The following is an 18,774-nucleotide window of genomic DNA, read 5'->3' as shown; positions in this document are numbered from 1 at the left end:
GCCCCGGGCCATACCCGGGGCCCGCGGAGCCCGACGCGGAGCGGGCGGGCTATCCGCCCCCGGCCCGCCCCAGCGCCCTCAGCAGTTCGTCGCGGAGCGCCACCCGCTCCTCGGGGGAGAGGTGGTCCAGCGGCGAGCGGGTGCCCATCCGCCGCAGCAGATCCAGCCGCAACTCCCGCCCCGCCTCGGTCAGTACGAGCTGCTTGGCCCGCCCGTCCTGGGGGTGCGGCTGCCGTACGACCATGCCCTGCTTCTCCAGCTTGGAGATCACGTAGGTGACGTTCGGCGGCTCGCAGCACAGCACCCCCGCCAGCTCCCGCGCGGTCTTCGGCTCGCCCAGCTCCTCCAGCGCCTTCGCCTGCGTCGGCGTCAGGTCCAGCTCGGCGATCCGGCTGCGCTGGTGGGCGTCCAGGCGGCGGCTCAGCTCGGTGACGAGCCCCCGGATCTCCCGGAACCCGCACCCCGCCGCCGCGGTCGGCTTCGCTTCAGTGGTCACCCCCGAAGCGTACGTCTCCGCCGCGGAAGCGGAAGGGGAAGAGGAAGGGGACGGCCGCCCCGCAGGGCGGCCGTCCCCTTCGGCTCTCCGGTCAGGAACCGTAGGACCTCCGGCCGGGACCCGTCGGATCTCCGGCCACGACCCGTAGGACCTCCGGTCAGGATCCGGGCTCACCGCCCCGGCCGGACCACCACGTCCTTGAGCTCGGCGTCCCGCGGCAGGTCGATCGCCGTGAGGATCGCCGTCGCGACCGACTCCGGGTCGATCCAGCGGGACGGGTCGTACTCCTGGCCCTCCTGGCGGTGGGCGCTCTCCTGCATGGGCGTCGCCGTGCGCCCCGGGTAGACCGAGGTCACCCGCACGCCGTTGCCGTGCTCCTCCGCGCGCAGCGAGTCGGCCAGCGCCTTGAGGCCGTGCTTGCTCGCCGCGTAGGCGCTCCAGTTGGCGCGCGCGTCGAGCCCGGCACCGGAGTTGACGAAGACGATGTCGCCCTGGGCGATCCGTACCAGCGGCAGCAGCAGCCGGGTCAGCTCGGCGGGCGCGACCAGGTTGGCGGCGAGCTGGCGCTGCCACGCCTTGGCCGGCAGGTCGCCGACGGCGCCCAGCTCGATGACGCCCGCGATGTGCTGGAGCGAGTCGATACGGTCCGGCAGCGACTGCCGCCCGAGGGCGAAGGACAGCTTCTCGGGGTTGGCGAGGTCACCGACGACGGCGTGCGACCCGGGGAACTGCTCGGCCAGCTCCTTCGCCCGTACGGCGTCCCGCGCCAGCAGCCACAGCTCCTCACCGCGCGCCAGCAGCCGCCGTGCGACCGCCGCTCCGATACCCGACCCTGCGCCCGTGATCAAGTGCGTTCCCATGGGGCCGATCCTAACGAGGGCACGGCCCGCACAAGGTACGCACCGGGTCACGCCCCGGCGCCGGCCCGCTCCTCCAGGTAGGCCAGCGCGGCGGCCCCGTCGTCCGCGAAGAACACCAGGTCGGTGAGGGGGATCGGGAGGAACCCCTCCGCCTCCATCCGCCGGAACTGCTCCTTCAACCCGTCGTAGAAACCAGCGGTGTTGAGCAGCACGACCGGCGTGCGGTGCATCCCGTGCTTGCGCAGCTCCAGGATCTCGGTGGCCTCGTCCAGGGTGCCCGTACCGCCCACCATGACGACGACGGCATCGGCGCGCGCCAGCAGCTGCGCCTTCCGCTCGGCGAGGTCCCTGGTGACGACCATCTCATCCGCGCCGGCCCGCGCCTTGTGGGCCAGGAACTCCACGGAGACGCCGATCAGCTTCCCGCCGGCCTCCTGCACGCCGTCGGCCATGACCTTCATCAGCCCGGTGTCCGAACCACCCCAAACCAGGGCATGACCGCCCTTACCTATCAATTCGGCGAACTGCCGGGCGGGGGTGACATAACGGTCGTCAAGGTCGGCGGCGGAACAGAAGACGCAGATATTCATGCGGCCACCCTACGAGGGGGCGGGGGCACGCGGTCCCGCCCCCGGACAGGTCCTCGGGGGCGCCCCCGGGAACGGCAGTGCCCCGCGCCCGGAGCGGGCCCGGGGCAGCCGTGGAGCGGTGCCGTGCCACCGGATCAGATCAGGCCCTGGTCCAGCATCGCGTCCGCGACCCGCTCGAAGCCGGCGATGTTCGCGCCCGCCACGTAGTCGCCGGGCAGCCCGAACCGCTCGGCGGTCCGGTAGCAGGTGTCGTGGATCCCCCGCATGATCGCGGCCAGTTCACCCTCGGCGCGCTCGAACGGCCACGCCTCGCGGGCGGAGTTCTGCCGCATCTCCAGTGCGCTGGTCGCCACCCCGCCCGCGTTGGCGGCCTTGCCCGGACCGAAGGCCACCCCGGCCTCCTTGAGGAGCGCCACGGCCTCCGGGGTGGTCGGCATGTTGGCGCCCTCGGAGACCGCCTTGACGCCGCCCCGGACCAGGATCCGCGCGGCGTCCGCGTCCAGCTCGTTCTGGGTGGCCGACGGCAGCGCCACATCGCAGGCGACGTCCCAGACGCGACCGCCCTCCACGTACCTGGCGGACACCCCGCGGCGCTGCGCGTAGTCGCTGATCCGGCCGCGCTCGACCTCCTTGACCTGCTTGAGCAGCGCCAGGTCGATGCCCTTCTCGTCGACGACATAGCCGCCGGAGTCCGAGACGGTCAGGACGTGGGCGCCGAGCGCCTGGGCCTTCTCGACGGTGTGGATCGCGACATTGCCGGACCCGGAGACCACCACCTGCTGCCCGTCCAGCTCCTCGCCGCGCCGCTTGAGCATCTCCTCGGTGAAGAGCACGTTGCCGTAGCCGGTGGCCTCCGTACGGGCCCTGGAGCCGCCCCACTCCAGGCCCTTGCCGGTGAGGACGCCGGCCTCCCAGCGGTTGGTGATGCGGCGGTACTGGCCGAAGAGATAGCCGATCTCCCGGCCGCCGACGCCGATGTCGCCGGCCGGTACGTCGGTGTGCTCGCCGAGATGGCGGTGCAGCTCGGTCATGAACGACTGGCAGAAGCGCATGACTTCGGCGTCCGACCTGCCGTGCGGGTCGAAGTCGCTACCGCCCTTGCCGCCGCCGATGTTCAGGCCGGTCAGCGCGTTCTTGAAGATCTGCTCGAAGCCGAGGAACTTCACGATCCCCAGATTCACCGACGAGTGGAAGCGCAGCCCGCCCTTGTACGGGCCGAGGGCGCTGTTGAACTCCACCCGGAAGCCGCGGTTGACCCGGATCGTCCCGGTAGCGTCCTGCCACGGCACCCGGAACATGATCTGCCGCTCCGGCTCGCAGATCCGCTCCAGGATCTTCGCGTCGACGAACTCCGGACGGGCCGCCAGCACGGGCGCCAGCGTCTCCAGGACTTCCAGGGCAGCCTGGTGGAACTCGGGCTCGCCGGGGTTCCGGCGGACCAGCTCGGCGTGCAGGGATGCCGTCCCGGCGGCGCGCGCGCCGGACCTGGCATCGGTTCGAACGGTCGGCATGACGTGTGTTCCCTTCGTGGCCGACGAAAGCCGCAGGCCGCCGGATCACCGTGTGAACCGCCGGCGCAGGCCGCTGACGTCCCGTCGCACCGCCGACCCTATTGGCCACGGGCCCGCTCCTCGACCGCGGGGTGCCCGACACGCCGTTCCTGCGGGGAGTTTCCCCAACTCCTCCGCCGATAAGGCACCTTGTCCTGCCGACAAGGCTCCTCACCCTTCCGGCAAGGCTCCTTGCCCGCCCCGCCTTCCGCTGTTCCTCCCGGGTGGGGCAGCCGCCCAGGACTGCGAGGACCCCCGTACGCCGGAGTCCTGGGCGGCCTCACCCCCGGCGGCCGGGCAGGCCGGGTCGGACCGGCCGGGCTCAGTCCGCCGTGGCACCCCGCCCGGCGACCGGCTCGGCCGCCCGGGTCCCGGCGGCCTCGGTCCGGCGCCCCGCCTCGTCCCGCGCCACCTCGGCGTTGACCAGCTGCTCCAGGGGATGGGCGCCGGCCGCGCCCGCCACCACCATGGCGAACAGGACGGCCACGATGGCCAGCACATTGCCCAGCCAGACCATGACGTGCACCGGCAGGGTGTAGGCGCCGATCACCCTGATGACGCACTCGGCCAGCAGCGCGCACCCCCAGATCAGCGAGAACCGCCGCTCCGCCCGCCGGAAGGGCTCCGAGGCGGCCCGCAGCCGGTCCCAGGCGGCCTCGCCGGCCCGACTGCCCTTCGTCACCCAGGGCTTGAGCCCGGCGGTCATCAACGGCCGCCCGGTCCGCAGGGAGAGCAGCACCGCTATCCCGACCACGCTGCTGACACCGCTGTCCTTGGCCATCATCAGCCGCGGATCGCCGGCCACCGTGCTGAGCGCCAGCCCCACCGCGTTGACGGCCAGGATCAGCAGCGCCAGGCCGTTGACGCTCCGGCTGCGGACCAGTCCCCACACCGTGCGGAGCGCCGGGACCACGCTGCTCCATCCCAGGGCTGCCACATCGCTCATCCCGGCGCCGCTGCTGAGGGCGTAATACAGGCCCAGCGGAATCCCGGCATCCAGGATCAGCGGGCCGAACGCCGCCAGCAGCTGCTTCCCGGCGGGCCGTTGGCCACCGGGCCGCTCTCCGGCGGACGTGGTGGCGGACGTGCCGGCGGCCGGGTCGGCGGCGGGTTGGCTCTGACGCATGACGGACTCCCCCGAGCTGGGCTGTGAACTGCGGCTGTACGCCGTTCCCTTGCGCCATCAGCTTCGGGTACCGAGCCCGCCCGGCGGCAGTCTCAACTGTCCCTGGAACGCGGTGACATTTGTCAGTTCCGACGCCGAGGGGCAGTGCCTGGCGGCCGGCCGGGCGCTGCCGCCCGCCCGGAAGTCGGGCGGGAGCGGGCCGGTCAGGCGGTCCGGCCCGCTTCGGCCGCGGCCCGGCGCTCGGTCGTGGCGATGGTCGCCGAGCCGACCACCCGGGTGCCGTCGTAGAGCACGATCGCCTGGCCGGGTGCGACGCCGCGCACCGGCTCCGTGAAGACGACCCGCAGCTCGGTGCCGTCGACGAGCTCGGCGGTCACCTCGGTCTCGCCGCCGTGCGCGCGCAGCTGCGCGGTGTACGTGGCGGGGCCGGCCGTCGGCGGGCGTCCGCACCAGCGGGGGCGGATGGCGGTCAGGGCGGTGACGTCGAGGGAGGTGACGGGGCCGACGGTGACCGTGTTGTCCACCGGGGAGATGTCGAGGACGTAGCGGGGCTTGCCGTCGGGGGCAGGGCGGCCGATGCGCAGGCCCTTGCGCTGGCCGATGGTGAAGCCGTACGCGCCCTCGTGCGTGCCGACGACCGTGCCGGACTCGTCGACGATGTCGCCCTCGGCCGCGCCCAGGCGCTTGGCGAGGAAGCCCTGGGTGTCGCCGTCGGCGATGAAGCAGATGTCGTGGCTGTCGGGCTTCTTGGCGACGAACAGGCCGCGGCGGGCGGCCTCTTCGCGGATCTCCGCCTTGGTGGTGCGGGTGTCGCCCAGGGGGAACATCGCGTGCGCCAGCTGGCGGTCGTCGAGGACTCCGAGGACGTAGGACTGGTCCTTGGCCATGTCGGAGGCGCGGTGCAGCTCGCGGCTGCCGTCCTCGCGCACCACGACCGTGGCGTAGTGGCCGGTGCACACCGCGTCGAAGCCCAGGGCGAGGGCCTTGTCCAGGAGGGCGGCGAACTTGATCTTCTCGTTGCAGCGGAGGCAGGGATTCGGGGTGCGCCCGGCCTCGTACTCGGCGATGAAGTCCTCGACGACGTCCTCACGGAAGCGCTCGGCCAGGTCCCAGACGTAGAAGGGGATGCCGATCACGTCGGCCGCGCGGCGGGCGTCGTGGGAGTCCTCGATCGTGCAGCAGCCGCGGGCGCCGGTGCGGAACGACTTCGGGTTCTCGGACAGCGCGAGATGGACGCCGGTCACGTCGTGGCCCGCCTCGGCGGCGCGGGCCGCGGCGACGGCGGAGTCGACACCGCCGGACATGGCGGCGAGTACGCGGAGGCGGCGGGGAGCGGCGGCATCAGTCATAGCCACTCCAGAGTAGACGGAACCGGAGAGGGGCCGGAAAGCCTGGTGTGGGGCCCGGGGGAAACGGACCGGACCCGGCACACGGGGCAGGCCGGGGACGGGGCCGCGGAGCGATCCGGGGGCGGGGCGGACGGCGCCGCGGAGGCGCCCGGCGACCGGCCTCGCCGGCGGTCCGCGCTCACCCGGCGCCGGGCCCTGCCGCTCGGCGGTGGCGCCGTGGTGTCCGCGGGGGCGGCGCCGGTGGCGGCGGCCCGGGAGGACGCCGAGCTGCGCCGGCCGCCCGGGTAGCCGGGGAAGGCCGGAAAGGCCGGGAAGGCCACGTCACCGGCCGCCGGCGCCGGCCCCTAGCTGAGACCCGCGCCCCGGGCCCGCTCCACCACCGGGCCGATGGCCTCCGCGAGGGCGGCGACGTCCCGGGCGGTGGAGGTGTGCCCCAGCGAGAAGCGCAGAGTGCCGCGGGCCAGGTCCTGGGACATGCCGGTGGCGAGCAGCACGTGGCTGGGCTGGGCGACGCCCGCGGTGCAGGCCGAGCCGGTGGAGCAGGCGATGCCCTGGGCGTCCAGGAGCAGCAGCAGCGAGTCCCCCTCGCAGCCGGGGAAGGTGAAGTGCGCGTTGGCGGGGAGCCGGCCCGCGGGGTCCGGGTCGCCACCCAGGATCGCGTCCGGGGCGGCGGCGCGCACCGCCTTGATCAGGTCGTCGCGCAGCGCGCCGATCTCGCGGGCGAACTCCTCCCGGTGCGCGACCGCGTGCCGGCCGGCGGCGGCGAACGCGGCGATGGCCGGGGTGTCGAGGGTGCCGGAGCGGACGTGCCGCTCCTGGCCGCCGCCGTGCAGGACGGGCACCGGGGCGTGTTCGCGGCCCAGCAGCAGTGCGCCGATGCCGTACGGGCCGCCGATCTTGTGGCCGGAGACGGTCATCGCGGCCAGCCCGGAGGCGGCGAAGCCGACGTCCAGCTGACCCACCGCCTGCACCGCGTCGGCATGCAGCGGGATCCCGAACTCCCTTGCCACCTCGGCCAGTTCGCGGACCGGCTGGACGGTGCCGATCTCGTTGTTGGCCCACATGACGGTGGCCAGCGCGACATCGCCGGGGTTGCGGGCGATGGCCTCGCGCAGCGCGTCGGGGTGCACCCGGCCGTAGCGGTCGACCGGCAGCCAGTCGACGGTGGCGCCCTCGTGCTCGCCGAGCCATTCGACGGCGTCCAGGACCGCGTGGTGCTCGACGCGGCTGACCAGGACCCGGGTACGGGCCGGGTCGGCGGCCCTGCGGGACCAGTAGAGCCCCTTGACCGCAAGGTTGTCGGACTCGGTGCCGCCCGCGGTGAAGACGACTTCGCTGGGGCGCGCGCCCAGGGAGGCGGCGAGCGATTCCCGCGCCTCTTCGACGGTGCGCCGGGCCCGCCGGCCGGCGGCGTGCAGGGAGGACGCGTTGCCGGTGACGGTCAGCTGGGCGGTCATCGCCTGCACCGCCTCCGGAAGCATCGGAGTGGTGGCGGCGTGGTCGAGGTAAACCATGGTGGGCCGATTCTACGAGGCCGTCCCCGGCGCACGCCCCGCGCGGGGGCGCATTCCCCACGGCGCACGCCGCTGCACGCCTTGACGACAAAAGTGTACAGTTCTGCACATGTCTGCGACCTACGCGATGACAGAGGCGCGGGCCCGCTTCGGCTCGCTCGTCCGCCGGACCGCGCTGGCCCGCGAGCGCATCACCATCACCGATCACGGCCAACCCGCCGCGGTACTGATAAACCCCCAGGAACTGGCGGACATCGAGGACGCTCTCGCGCTCGCCGAATACCGGGCCCGGCAGGCAGCCGGCACCGTCCACGGTGTGCCCCATGACGAAGTACGCGCCCGTCTCGGCCTGGAACGCGAGTGAGCCACCACGTCATCCGGGACGAGCCCGCACTGGACGCGGCCACCCGCTTCCTGAAGGACGACCCGAGGGTTTACGCCAACGCTTCGCTTCCATCGACCTGTTGGCCGAGCACTCGCGCCCTGAAGGGTCGATCCCCTACGGCTCACCGGACCTGCGCCGCATCCACAGCGGCAGGTATCGCGCCCTCTACCGGATCAACGACTCCATCGTAACGATCATCGTCGTCCACGTCGGCCGTACGAGCCGAGCCCCACGGCATCGACGCCCCCGTCATGAGTGTCTAGCCTGACACTCATGACACAGTGGCTTCTGGACCGTACGTTCCGCAGTGCGTCGGGCGAGGTGCGATGGGCCGTGCTCGGGGAGGGTGGCGGGGGTGCGCCACCGGTGGTGCTGCTGCACGGGACGCCGTTCTCGTCGTTCGTGTGGCGGGAGGTGGCGCGGGCACTGGCCGGGCGGCGGCAGGTCTATGTATGGGACATGCCGGGTTATGGGGCGTCGGAGATGCGGGCCGGGCAGGACGTGTCGCTGGCGGCGCAGGCGGTGGTGTTCGGGGAGCTGCTGGAGCACTGGGGACTGACGGCCCCGGGCCGCCAACCGGCCGTGCTGGCGCATGACTTCGGAGGGTGTGTCGCGCTGCGGGCGCAGTTGCTGCACGGGGCCCGGTACGAGCGGCTGGCACTGGTCGACCCGGTGGCGCTGGCGCCCTGGGGGTCGCCGACGTACCGGCTACTGGGGGCGCACCCGGAGGTGTTCGGGCAGCTGCCGCCGGAGCTCCACCGGGCGCTGGTGCGGGAGTACGTCTCCTCGTGCAGCCATCGGGGGCTGCGGCCCGACGTGCTGGACCGGCTGGTCGCGCCGTGGTGCACGGAGGCGGGCCGGCCGGCGTTCTACCGGCAGATCGCGCAGAACGACCAGCGGTTCACCGACGAGGTGGCCGGACGCTACGGGGAGATCGCGGTACCGGTGCTGGTCTGCTGGGGTGCCGAGGACACCTGGATCCCGGTCGCCAAGGGGCACGAGCTGGCCTCCCGCATCCCCGGGGCGGAGCTGCGGGTGATCACGGGGGCGGGCCATCTGGTCCACGAGGACGCGCCGGCCGAACTGGCCGTGGCGCTGAGGGAGTTCCTCGGAGAGCCCTGACCCTCCCGGAGTTAGCCGACCAGCACCGTGCGGGCCAGCTGGCGGGACTGGGCCACGAGGCGGTCCTCGGAGTCCCAGACCTCGGCGTCCTCCTCCAGGAAGCCGCCGGCCAGATTGCGGGTGGTGATGGCGACCCGCAGCGGGCCGGGGGCCGGGCGGTGCCGTATGTGGGCGGTCAGTTCGACGGTGGGGACCCAGCCGCTCAGGCCCATTTCGAAGGCGGTGGGCGGGAGGGCGTCGACCGTCAGGAGCAGTGAGAGCGGGTCGGGGTCGCGGCCGTCGGCGAGGCCGAACCAGGCGCGCATCTCGCCCTTGCCCGAGGGGGCGCCGACCGCCCAGCCCGCGGTGGCCGGGTCGAGGCGGAGGGCGAGCCGGTCGGTGATCGCGGTGCTGCCGGGGATGGCCGGGCGCTCGCCGGGGGCGCTCTCGGCGCCCAGGCAGTGCTCGTAGGGCGGGATGGCCGGGGGCTCGGCGGTGGTGCGGACGTCGTCGGGGAGGGTCGCGAGGCCCCCGTACGCGGCGAGTACCCGCAGCCGCTCGACCTCGGTGCCGTCCTCGGCGAACTGCACGAGGGTGGCGGTGCCGGTGGACAACGTGCGGCCGGTGCGGACCACTTCGGTGCGGATGACGGCCGGGCCGGGGACGGAGGCCGTGAGGTAGTGCGCGGTGACCGTGAGCGGGTCGGGGTGCGGGAGGGCGTCGCCCAGGGCCCGGCCCATGAGGGCGAGGAGATAGCCGCCGTTGACCGCGTTGATGATCGTCCAGCCCGCGGAGAGGTGGGTGTCGTAGACGCCGGGGGCGCGCCGGGTGACCGCGGTGTCGCGGTCGAACTCGCTGTTTCCTACGGTTCCTGCGGTCGCCGTTGCCATGGCGGCACCGTACACCGGTTTATTACCGACCGGTAGTGTCAGTTTCAAGGAGTGCCGGAGGGCGCCCGGCCGTCCGCCATCCGACCGCCCCGGACCCGTGCGTTCCGCGGCTGTAATGATGGCCGCATGCTGCATGTGCTCTACCTGGTCGGCGTCGCGGCCTTCGCGGCGAGCGGTGTGCTGGCCGCCTACCGCGCGAACATGGATCCGTTCGGCGGTCTGGTGCTGGCGTTCGCCGCGTCCATCTCGGGCGGCACGCTGCGCGATCTGATCCTGGACCGGCGGCCCCTGTACTGGACGCACGACTGGGTACTGCTCACAGTGATCATCTGCGTCGGCGTCGGCACCATGATCTATCTGCGGTTCTGGTCGCTGCCGCGGAAGTCCCTGCTGGTCGTGGACGCGGTCGGGCTGTCCGTCGTCACGGTGATCGGGGCGCGGGCGGCGATCTCGGCGGGAGCCACCCCGCTCGCCGTGATCATCCTGGCGGTGCTGACCGGGGTGGCCGGCGAGGTCATCCGGGACGTGCTGTGCGGGGAGTTCCCGCCACTGCTGCTGCGCGAGGACGTCTACGCCATCGCGGCGCTGGCCGGCGGCTGCTGCTATCTGCTGATGCACCACCTCGGGGTCGGGGCCACCCCCGCCGCGGCGGTCTCGGCGGGGGTGGTGTTCGCGCTGCGGATGGGCGCGGTCTACCTCGGGCTGCATCTGCCCCGGCCGCAGCAGCTGCGCGCCCGGGGGCCGAAGGAGGCCAAGGCGCTCAAGGAGCCCGAGGAGGGCGGGTAGCCGCGTCGGCGGGTGACCGGGCGAGCGGTCAGTTCCCCGGCAGGGCCGGGCGGCCCGGAGTGTCGAGCCAGGTGTGGAACAGCCCGCCCAGCCGCTTGCCGGAGACCTTCTCGGCGAGCCTGATGAAGTCGGCGGTGTTCGCGTTGCCGTAGCGGTGCTGCGCGGTCCAGGTGGGCAGCAGCTTGAAGAACGCCTTGTCGCCGATGCGTTCGCGCAGCGCCTGGAGGGTCATCGCGCCCCGCTCGTAGACCGCGTGGGAGAACATGGTGTCCCGCTGCGGGTCGGAGACCTTGATCTTCCAGAGCGGGTCGTTCGCGGGCAGGGAGTTGTACGCCTTGCGGAAGGCGTCGTGGGTGGTCGTGGTGCCGCGGTGCTCGGCCCACAGCCACTGGGCGTACGTGGCGAAGCCCTCGTTGAGCCAGATGTCCTTCCACTGCTTGACCGAGACCGAGTCACCGAACCACTGGTGGGCCAGCTCGTGGACGATCGTGGTCTCGTTGCGCACCGCCGAGTAGACCGGCTTGGACTGCACCTCCAGGGAGAAGCCGGCCTCCGGCATGTCGTCGACGACCGCGCCGGTCTCCTCGAAGGGATAGGGGCCGAAGAGCTTGGACCAGTAGTCGGTGGCCGCCGCGGTGATGCCGTAGACGTCGACCTTGCCGGTGGGGAGGGTCGGGTCGGTGGCGACATAGATCGGGGTGCCGCCGGGGGTGGTGCCGGTACGGACGTCGAACTTGCCGATGGTGGCGGTCGCCAGGTACGTCGCCATCGGGCGGCTCTCGCGCCAGTGGGACCAGGAGCGGCCGTGCGACTCGCCGGAGGCGACGAGCCGCCCGTTGGAGACGCCGGTGAGCCCCTTCGGCGCGTCGATGCGGATGTCGTAGGTGGCCTTCTCGCTGGGGTGGTCGCTGGAGGGGAACCACGTCGAGGCGGCGTTCGGCTCGCAGGCGACGAAGACGCCGCTCTTGGTCTTCATCCAGCCGTACTTGGAGCCGAAGACGATCGGGCCGCTGAGCGGCTGCGGGACGCCGTGGTAGACGACGGTGACGGCGAAGCGCGCACCGCGGGAGAGCGGGGCGCCGGGGCGGATGACGATCTTGTCGCCGGTTCTGGTGAAGTGGGCCCGGCGGCCGTTCACCCGGATCGAGTCGACGGTCAGCTTCTGGAGGTCCAGGTCGAACGTCGAGAGGTTCTGGGTGGCCCGGGCGGACAGCGTGGTCCGGCCGTCGAGCCGGCCGGAGTCGGGGTGGTAGCTGACGCCGAGGTCGTAGTGGAGGGGCTTGAAGCCGCCGTTGCCCATTGCGGGGAAGTAGGGGTCGCCGACCCCGGGGGCGCCGGGGGTGGCGCCCGGGGCGGCGGCGATGGTGGCGGCCGAGGCCACCGCGGTCGCCAGGGCGAGCCAGCGGGAGGTGCGACGCGCAGAGCGGGAGAGTGCCATGAGCCGTCCCTTCCAACACACGGATGCGATTAGAACAACCGTGCCAACTCTGCACTCTCCCGCCACACTTCACCCACGACTTTGCCAAGTCGTCAGGACTTACTGATCAGTTGCTGCCACACCGGCCGAAATTTCGGTCATCGTGGACGAGTTGGGACCATCGCCCTTGGGGTTGGTTCCCTCGTGTCCGGGGTCGGTCCCCTCGCCCTCGGGGTGATGGCAGGCCACCCGGTGCCCGGTCCGCAGCTCGACCAGCGGCGGCTCGGTGGTGGCGCACTCCCCCGTCGCCTTCCAGCAGCGGGTGCGGAACCGGCAGCCGGAGGGCGGGTCGATCGGCGAGGGGACGTCACCCTTCAGCAGGATCCGGTCGCGTTCGGTGCGCCGCCTGGGGTCGGGCACCGGGACCGCGGACAGCAGCGCCTTGGTGTACGGATGCCGCGGCGACGCGTAGAGGGACGCGCGGTCGGCGAGTTCGACGATCTTGCCGAGGTACATCACCGCGATCCGGTCGGAGACGTGCCGGATGACCGAGAGGTCGTGGGCGATGATGACGTAGGTCAGGCCCAGCTCCTCCTGGAGGTCGTCCATGAGGTTGACGACCTGGGCCTGGATGGAGACGTCCAGGGCCGAGACCGGCTCGTCGGCGCCCCCCAGCCGCGGCTTGAGGGCCAGCGCGCGGGCGATCCCGATGCGCTGCCGCTGGCCGCCGGAGAACTCGTGCGGATAGCGGTTGTAGTGCTCCGGGCTCAGGCCCACCAGCTCCAGCAGCCGCTGCACCTCCTTCTTCACGCCGCCCTCGGGCTCGATGCCCTGGAGGCGGAACGGGGTGGAGACGATGCCGCCGATGGTGTGCCGCGGGTTCAGCGAGCCGTACGGGTCCTGGAAGATCATCTGGACGTCGCGGCGCAGCGGCCGGAGCCGGCCCGGGGACAGATGGGTGATGTCCCGGCCCGCGAACTCGATGGTGCCGCCGGTCGGTTCGTCGAGCCGGGTGATCAGCCGGCCCATCGTCGACTTGCCGCAGCCGGACTCGCCGACGACCCCCAGGGTCTCCCCCGGCAGCACGTCGAAGTCGATGCCGTCGACCGCCTGGACGGCGCCGGCCCTGCGTTTGAGGAGCCCCTTGGTGATCGGGAAGTGCCGGACCAGGCCGCGTACCCGCAGCAGCGGCCCGTCCTGCGTCGGGGACTCGGTCGCCTGTGTGGCCCCGGTCGTCGGAGCGGTCTGCGGCGTCGTGGCCGTCTGAGTCGTCTCGGTCGTCTCGGTCAAAGCTTCGGCGCAATCTCTTCGGTCCAGATACGCTCCCGCTCCTCCTGCGCCATGTGGCACGCGGTGAAGTGCCGGCCGGCGACCTGCCGCAGTTCGGGGCGCACCGTGCGGGTGGCGTTGTCCGCGGGGACGTCCGCGTACGGGCAACGGGGGTTGAAGGCACAGCCGGACGGCACGTTGATCAGGCTGGGCGGCGAGCCCTTGACGGGGATCAGCCGGTCCGTCTGGTCGCGGTCGATCCGCGGCATGGAGCCGAGCAGGCCCCACGTGTAGGGGTGCTGCGGGGTCGCGAAGACCTTCTCCGACGGGCCCCGCTCGACGCACCGGCCGCCGTACATCACCAGCAGGTCGTCGGCGAGTTCGGCCACCACGCCCAGGTCGTGGGTGATGATGACGATTGCCGAGCCGAACTCCTTCTGGAGATCGCGGATCAGGTCCAGGATCTGCGCCTGGACGGTGACGTCCAGGGCGGTGGTCGGCTCGTCGGCGATCAGCAGCTCGGGGTTGTTGACCAGCGCCATGGCGATCATGGCGCGCTGGCGCATGCCGCCGGAGAACTGGTGCGGATGGTCGTCGACGCGCTTGTCCGGCTGCGGGATGCCGACCCGGTCGAGCATCTCGACGGCCCGTCTGCGCGCGGTCCTCCGGTCGACGTCGTGGTGGACGCGGTACGCCTCCACGATCTGGTTGCCGACCGTGTAGTAGGGGTGCAGCGCGGACAGCGGATCCTGGAAGATCATCGCCATCTCGCGGCCCCGCAGCCGGCGCACCTCGTCGGGATCGGCCGAGACCAGCTCCCGGCCGCCCAGCCAGATCTCGCCGGACATCCGGACCTTGCCGCGCTGCCGCCGGGAGGCGCGGTGCAGCCCCATGACGGCGAGCGAGGTCACCGACTTGCCGGAGCCGGACTCGCCGACGATGCCGAGCGTCCGGCCCTTCTCCAGGCTGAAGGTCAGGCCGTCGACGGACTTCACCAGGCCGTCGTCGGTGGGGAAGTGCACCTTCAGATCGCGGACTTCGAGGAAGGCGGTGGGACCGGCGGAACCGGCCGGCGCCGACTGCCCTGCTTCTGGGGCTTCCCCGGCCTGTGCGGCCGGCCCGGTCGTGTTCTCGGAAGCGTCGGTCACGTGAGCCTCACCCGCGGGTCGACGGCGGCGTACAGAACGTCCACCACCAGGTTGCAAATGACGATGAAGAACGCGGCGAGCAGGGTGACGCCGAGGATGTTCGGCAGGTCGTTGGCGTTGATCGAGTCGACCGCGAAGGCGCCGACTCCCTTGAGCGAGAAGACCTGTTCGGTGATCAGCGCACCGCCCAGCAGCAGGCCCAGGTCCATACCGAAGACGGTGACGATCGGGGTGAGCGCGGCCCGGAGCCCGTGCCGCAGGACCACCTTGCGCTCCCGCAGGCCCTTGGCACGGGCGGTGCGGATGTAGTCCTCGCTCAGCGTCTCCAGCATGCCCGCCCGGGTGAGCCGGGCGTAGAGCGCGGAGTAGAGGAAGGCCAGGGTGACCCACGGCAGCACCAGCGTCCGGGCCCACAGGAACGGGTCCTGGAGCAGCGGGACGTAGTCGCTGCGCTCGAAGATCGGCCACTGGTAGGTGAACAGGGCCAGTGCCAGCGCGCCGGTGAAGAACATCGGCAGCGAGACGCCGGCCAGCGCCACGCCCATGGCCATCCGGTCGAAGAACGAGCCGGGGCGGAGCGCGGAGAGCACTCCGGTGGCGACGCCGGAGACCAGCCACAGCACCGCGGCGCCGGCGGCCAGTGACAGCGTCACCGGGAGCCGGGACTCGATTTCCGGCCAGACCTCGATATGCGTCTTGAAGGAGTAACCGAAGCACGGTACATGGCACTTGGCCGCTTCCGGTCCGAATTTGTAGTCGACGCCGACGAAAATGCCCTTGAGGAATTCCCAGTACTGCTCGTACACCGGCTTGTCCAGCCCGAGGTTCTTCTTCACCGCGGCGATGTCCGCGGGTGTGGGGGCCTTTCCGATGTACTGCTGGGCGAGCTGGTCGGTGCTCTGCCCGGCCAGTTTCGGCAGCAGGAAGAAGATGCCGAAAGTGACCGCGCTGACGATCAGCAGCAGGATCACTGCGCTGATCAACCTGCGGATGAGGTACGAGAACACGGGGATGCGGCGCCGGTGCCGCGGGCCGGGCGCGACCGGCCCGCGGACACCAATGCCTTCACCTGCCTTCCGGGGCTGCTACTTCTTGACGCCGATGTCGAGGTAGTCGTACTCACCGCTGAAGGCCGAGGTGGACACCAAGTTGGTGGCCTTGGGCGAGCGGTACATCAGGACCTTGAAGTAGGTCAGCGGGACGATCGCCGCCTGCTCCATCGCCTTCCGGTCGATCTCGGCGTACGCCTTCTCGCGGGCGCCCTTGTCGGTGTTGGCGATGGCGCTGTTGAGCAGGTTGTTGATCTCCGGGTCGTCCAGCTGGGACAGGTTGCTGTTGCCGGACTGGCTGATCGCCTTGCCGTTGAGGATCTGCTGGAGGTAGCCGTAGCCGGTGGGGAAGTCGGCGCCCCACTGCATCATGATCAGGCCGACGTTGTTGGACTTGTCGAACGCCGGGACGCCCGCGTAGTCGGAGAAGTACTTGCTGGTCGGGTACGACTGGATCTTGGCGTTGATGCCGATCTTCTTCAGCGAGCCGATGACCGAGGTGGCCGCGTCGACCTCGTCCTGGCGGTCGTTGCGGGCCAGGATCGTGGTGTTGACCTTGCCCGCACCGCACTTGGCCCAGTGCTGCTTGGCCTCGGTCAGGTCCAGGTTGTCGCCGCTGTACTTCTGCGGGTACAGGTCGTACTTCTGGTAGCCGGCGATGTCCGTCGGCAGGACCGTGGAGGCGATCTCACCGCGGATCGGACCGCCGAGCGCGGTCTGCACCGCCTTCTTGTCGATGGCGTACTCGACGGCCTTGCGGCACTCGACGTTGTCGAACGGCGCCACCTTGGTGTTGATCGCCGTGTAGACGAGGCGCTGGCCCAGCGCGTTGTCGGTGTTGGCCTTCAGCTTCGGATCGGTCAGGAGCTGGGCCTGGGTCTGGCCGTCGACGCCGCGGCCGGCCATGTCCACCAGGGTGTTGCCGGACTGGAGGTCCTTGTCGATGGTCGACTGGGCGACCTTCAGGTTGAGCACGATCTTGTCCGGCAGCTGCTTGCGCAGCGGGTCGGTCTGCGCCGACCAGTTCGGGTTGCGGACCAGGGTGAGCTGCTTGCCCTCCTGGTAGTTCTGGAACTTGTACGCGCCGGTGGAGACCACGCTCTTGGTGTAGTCCGCGCCCTTGTCCCTGGCCTGCGGGACCGGCGCGGTCTGCGGGGCGCTCACCAGGTAGTCGAACTCGGCGAACGGCTGCTTGAGGTGGAAGACGATGGTCTGCGCGTCGGGGGTCTCGATGGACTTGAGCCCCTCCTTGGACTTGTCCTTGTACGGCCCCTTGTAGCCGCCGTCGTTGTCCACGAGGAACTGCTGGAAGTAGTTCGGGCCCAGCGAGAGGATGTCGCGCGCGAAGTTGCTGCGTTCCACGGCGTACTTGACGTCCTGGGAGGTGACCGGCGTGCCGTCCTCGTACTTGACGCCCTTGCGGATCTTGTACGTCCAGGTCCTGCCGCCGTCGCCGGGCTTGCCCATCGACTCGGCGAGGTCCGGGACCAGTTCCTCGCCCTTGGTGCCGGGGCCCGGCTTGAAGGTGGTCAGCGGACGGGCGTAGAGGCGGCTGAAGTTGTAGACGAAGGCGTAGTAGGTGTTGCCCGGGTCGAAGGACTCGGGGGCGTCGCTCATCGCGTAGGTGAGGGTGCCCCCCTTCGCGTCCGAGGCGTTGACGACGCTCTTGGTGGCGGCGTTGGCCTCGGCCGTGCTGTCCGAGGAACCCTTTCCGCTGCAGCCGGCCAGCAAAAGGCCCGCACTGGTGAGGGCCGCGACAGCCGCGACCGGAACTGACCTTCGCATAGTGGTCGGTATCCCCTTCGTTCGTCCTGAAACGTCCTTACGAAACGGCGGTGGTGCGGTTCGGGGCGCCCGGCGGCCGTCAGCGGCTGCGCGGGTCGAGTGCGTCCCTCAGTCCGTCACCGAGCAGGTTGAAGGCGAGCACGGTGACGAAGATCGCGAGGCCGGGGACGATCATGTACTGGGGGTCGACCTCGTAGTACTTGACCGCCTGGGTGAGCGTGCCGCCCCAGGAGGACTGGGGCGGCTGGATACCGACGCCCAGGAAGCTCAGCGCCGCCTCGAAGAGGATGTTGGAGGGGATCAGCAGCGTCGAGTAGACGATGATCGGCCCCACCAGGTTGGGCAGCAGTTCCCGGAAGAGGATGAACGGCCCGCGCGCGCCCAGCCCGCGGGCGGCCGAGACGAATTCCCGCTCGCGCAGCGACAGCGTCTGCGCGCGCACGATCCGGCCCATGTACGGCCAGTTGAAGAAGCCGATCACGAAGATCAGTACCGAGATGTGCAGCGGCAGCCCCTGGAGGCCGAACGCTCCGCCCTGGAGCGAGGCGGAGATCGCGATGGCGAACAGCAGCAGCGGGAAGGCGAGGAAGACGTCCATCATCCGGCTGATGAACGCGTCCACCCGGCCGCGGTAGAAGCCGGCGACGACGCCGAGCACACTGCCGATGGCGACCGACAGCAGCGTCGCGCCGAACGCCACCAGCAGCGACACCCAGGAGCCCTCCAGGATCCGGGCGAGCAGATCGCGGCCGAACTTGGGGTCCACCCCCAGCAGGTGGTCGCCGCTCATCCCGCCGAAGTCCCCTTTGGGGAGCGTGGTGTTGGGGTCGATCAGGTCCGGGTGCGGCAGGTTCGGGTCGAGTCCGAAAAGCGCCTGGAGGGGACGGGAGAGCGCGGCGATCAGGATGAGCAGGACGACAACGACGGCACCGGCCACCGCGACCCGGTCGCGGCGGAAGCGCAGCCAGGCGATCTGGCCGAGCGAGCGCCCCTCGATCCGCTTGCTCGCCACGCCCTCCAGCACCGCTTCCGGCTGCGCCTGGGCGGCTGCCGCGGTGGTCTCGATCGGTGCGGTCACGGTGCCCTCGCCCCCTCTCGGCCGGCGGTGGCCGGCCGGTGCCCGCCGCGGTAGCGGCCCGGATTCCCTCACTGACACGTCCCCTGCCGCCCATGCGTCATGGCGTCAGGGGAGTTCACCCAACGGAAGATCAGAGGTGCTGCGGTGGATCAGAGGTGCTGCGGTGCCGTTCGGAGGCGACGCTCGCACAAGGGACCGAGGCCCTGTGCCGCCGGAGTCTTCATCCGACCGGCGATCACTCACCAGCCCCCGCAGGGAAAGGATGCACAACCGTGATCTGAGCCACGGTCCTCCGCTATGCGAACAGCAGTGCGGTCCGACCGGACCGAAACACGGTCCGAAGGGCGCCCGAAAAGGCACCAACTACCCTTATGGACAGGG

At 71.3% G+C, this 18,774-nt stretch carries 19 protein-coding genes; 5 read left to right on the top strand and 14 right to left on the bottom strand.

Annotation, left to right across the window (positions count from 1 at the left end; genetic code table 11):
- Nucleotides 1-49 precede the first annotated feature (49 nt).
- The 6 genes from RZ84_RS25340 to mnmA all read right to left on the bottom strand — a co-directional run bounded on the left by RZ84_RS25340 (nucleotide 50) and on the right by mnmA (nucleotide 5,971).
- The gene (locus RZ84_RS25340) at nucleotides 50-445 is read right to left on the bottom strand and encodes a MarR family winged helix-turn-helix transcriptional regulator (RefSeq protein WP_043270800.1); all 396 of its coding nucleotides are present in this window, start codon (nucleotides 443-445) and stop codon (nucleotides 50-52) included.
- 221 nt (nucleotides 446-666) lie between these two features.
- Nucleotides 667-1,356 carry an SDR family oxidoreductase gene (locus RZ84_RS25335; RefSeq protein WP_043266230.1) on the bottom strand — a complete coding sequence of 230 codons (690 nt, stop codon included), beginning with the start codon at nucleotides 1,354-1,356 and terminating at the stop codon, nucleotides 667-669.
- Between the two features lie 47 nt (nucleotides 1,357-1,403).
- Nucleotides 1,404-1,946, bottom strand: a complete 543-nt coding sequence (locus RZ84_RS25330) for an LOG family protein (RefSeq protein ID WP_043266229.1) — start codon at nucleotides 1,944-1,946, stop codon at nucleotides 1,404-1,406.
- Nucleotides 1,947-2,080: 134 nt separating this feature from the next.
- Nucleotides 2,081-3,457 (bottom strand): NADP-specific glutamate dehydrogenase, encoded by a 1,377-nt coding sequence (gene gdhA, locus RZ84_RS25325; protein WP_043266228.1) that lies wholly within the window; start codon nucleotides 3,455-3,457, stop codon nucleotides 2,081-2,083.
- A gap of 361 nt (nucleotides 3,458-3,818) precedes the next feature.
- Nucleotides 3,819-4,622, bottom strand: a complete 804-nt coding sequence (locus RZ84_RS25320; RefSeq protein WP_241777854.1) for a VC0807 family protein — start codon at nucleotides 4,620-4,622, stop codon at nucleotides 3,819-3,821.
- A gap of 203 nt (nucleotides 4,623-4,825) precedes the next feature.
- A complete protein-coding gene (gene mnmA, locus RZ84_RS25315; protein ID WP_043266227.1) occupies nucleotides 4,826-5,971 on the bottom strand; it encodes a tRNA 2-thiouridine(34) synthase MnmA in 1,146 nt (381 codons plus the stop codon).
- Between the two features lie 45 nt (nucleotides 5,972-6,016).
- On the opposite strand from mnmA, the gene RZ84_RS25310 reads away from it, so the two are divergent.
- Nucleotides 6,017-6,259 carry a hypothetical protein gene (locus RZ84_RS25310; protein WP_043266226.1) on the top strand — a complete coding sequence of 81 codons (243 nt, stop codon included), beginning with the start codon at nucleotides 6,017-6,019 and terminating at the stop codon, nucleotides 6,257-6,259.
- Between the two features lie 56 nt (nucleotides 6,260-6,315).
- Here RZ84_RS25310 and RZ84_RS25305 read toward each other — a convergent pair whose 3' ends face one another.
- Nucleotides 6,316-7,485, bottom strand: a complete 1,170-nt coding sequence (locus RZ84_RS25305; RefSeq protein WP_043266225.1) for a cysteine desulfurase family protein — start codon at nucleotides 7,483-7,485, stop codon at nucleotides 6,316-6,318.
- A gap of 109 nt (nucleotides 7,486-7,594) precedes the next feature.
- Between RZ84_RS25305 and RZ84_RS25300 the strand changes: the two genes are divergently transcribed.
- The 3 genes from RZ84_RS25300 to RZ84_RS25295 are packed head-to-tail and all read left to right on the top strand — an operon-like array spanning nucleotide 7,595 to nucleotide 8,992.
- On the top strand, nucleotides 7,595-7,849 hold the full coding sequence (locus tag RZ84_RS25300; protein ID WP_043266224.1) for a type II toxin-antitoxin system Phd/YefM family antitoxin: 255 nt from the start codon (nucleotides 7,595-7,597) through the stop codon (nucleotides 7,847-7,849).
- Complete coding sequence (locus RZ84_RS37055) at nucleotides 7,809-8,138, top strand: type II toxin-antitoxin system RelE family toxin (protein ID WP_347232786.1); 330 nt, start codon at nucleotides 7,809-7,811, stop codon at nucleotides 8,136-8,138. Before RZ84_RS25300 ends, RZ84_RS37055 begins: the two co-directional genes overlap by 41 nt.
- A 5-nt stretch (nucleotides 8,139-8,143) precedes the next feature.
- A complete protein-coding gene (locus RZ84_RS25295; protein WP_043266223.1) occupies nucleotides 8,144-8,992 on the top strand; it encodes an alpha/beta fold hydrolase in 849 nt (282 codons plus the stop codon).
- A gap of 11 nt (nucleotides 8,993-9,003) precedes the next feature.
- On the opposite strand, the gene RZ84_RS25290 is transcribed toward RZ84_RS25295, so the two are convergent.
- Nucleotides 9,004-9,861: a thioesterase family protein gene (locus RZ84_RS25290; RefSeq protein ID WP_043270796.1), complete on the bottom strand. Its 858-nt coding sequence runs from the start codon at nucleotides 9,859-9,861 to the stop codon at nucleotides 9,004-9,006.
- A gap of 126 nt (nucleotides 9,862-9,987) precedes the next feature.
- Here RZ84_RS25290 and RZ84_RS25285 point away from each other — a divergent pair, with 126 nt between their 5' ends.
- Nucleotides 9,988-10,647, top strand: a complete 660-nt coding sequence (locus RZ84_RS25285; RefSeq protein WP_043266222.1) for a trimeric intracellular cation channel family protein — start codon at nucleotides 9,988-9,990, stop codon at nucleotides 10,645-10,647.
- Nucleotides 10,648-10,675: 28 nt separating this feature from the next.
- On the opposite strand, the gene RZ84_RS25280 is transcribed toward RZ84_RS25285, so the two are convergent.
- The 6 genes from RZ84_RS25280 to RZ84_RS25255 form a co-directional block, all read right to left on the bottom strand.
- Nucleotides 10,676-12,085, bottom strand: a complete 1,410-nt coding sequence (locus RZ84_RS25280; RefSeq protein ID WP_043266221.1) for a M1 family metallopeptidase — start codon at nucleotides 12,083-12,085, stop codon at nucleotides 10,676-10,678.
- Between the two features lie 99 nt (nucleotides 12,086-12,184).
- Nucleotides 12,185-13,354: an ABC transporter ATP-binding protein gene (locus tag RZ84_RS25275; protein ID WP_078894167.1), complete on the bottom strand. Its 1,170-nt coding sequence runs from the start codon at nucleotides 13,352-13,354 to the stop codon at nucleotides 12,185-12,187.
- A complete protein-coding gene (locus tag RZ84_RS25270) occupies nucleotides 13,351-14,481 on the bottom strand; it encodes an ABC transporter ATP-binding protein (protein ID WP_043266220.1) in 1,131 nt (376 codons plus the stop codon). Before RZ84_RS25270 ends, RZ84_RS25275 begins: the two co-directional genes overlap by 4 nt.
- The gene (locus RZ84_RS25265) at nucleotides 14,478-15,488 is read right to left on the bottom strand and encodes an ABC transporter permease (RefSeq protein ID WP_043266219.1); all 1,011 of its coding nucleotides are present in this window, start codon (nucleotides 15,486-15,488) and stop codon (nucleotides 14,478-14,480) included. The genes RZ84_RS25270 and RZ84_RS25265 overlap by 4 nt, the downstream gene beginning before the upstream one ends.
- A gap of 78 nt (nucleotides 15,489-15,566) precedes the next feature.
- Nucleotides 15,567-17,315 carry an ABC transporter substrate-binding protein gene (locus tag RZ84_RS25260; RefSeq protein ID WP_043266218.1) on the bottom strand — a complete coding sequence of 583 codons (1,749 nt, stop codon included), beginning with the start codon at nucleotides 17,313-17,315 and terminating at the stop codon, nucleotides 15,567-15,569.
- Between the two features lie 79 nt (nucleotides 17,316-17,394).
- Entirely contained in the window at nucleotides 17,395-18,393 is a 999-nt protein-coding gene (locus tag RZ84_RS25255) for an ABC transporter permease (protein WP_043266217.1), read from the bottom strand.
- Between the last annotated feature and the right edge of the window lie 381 nt (nucleotides 18,394-18,774).

The sequence above is a fragment of the Streptomyces sp. CT34 genome (assembly GCF_000805335.1).
Taxonomy (GTDB): Bacteria; Actinomycetota; Actinomycetes; order Streptomycetales; family Streptomycetaceae; genus Streptomyces.
The sequence above is the reverse complement of the archived record's forward strand: the minus strand, read 5'-3'. Positions and strand labels throughout refer to the sequence as shown.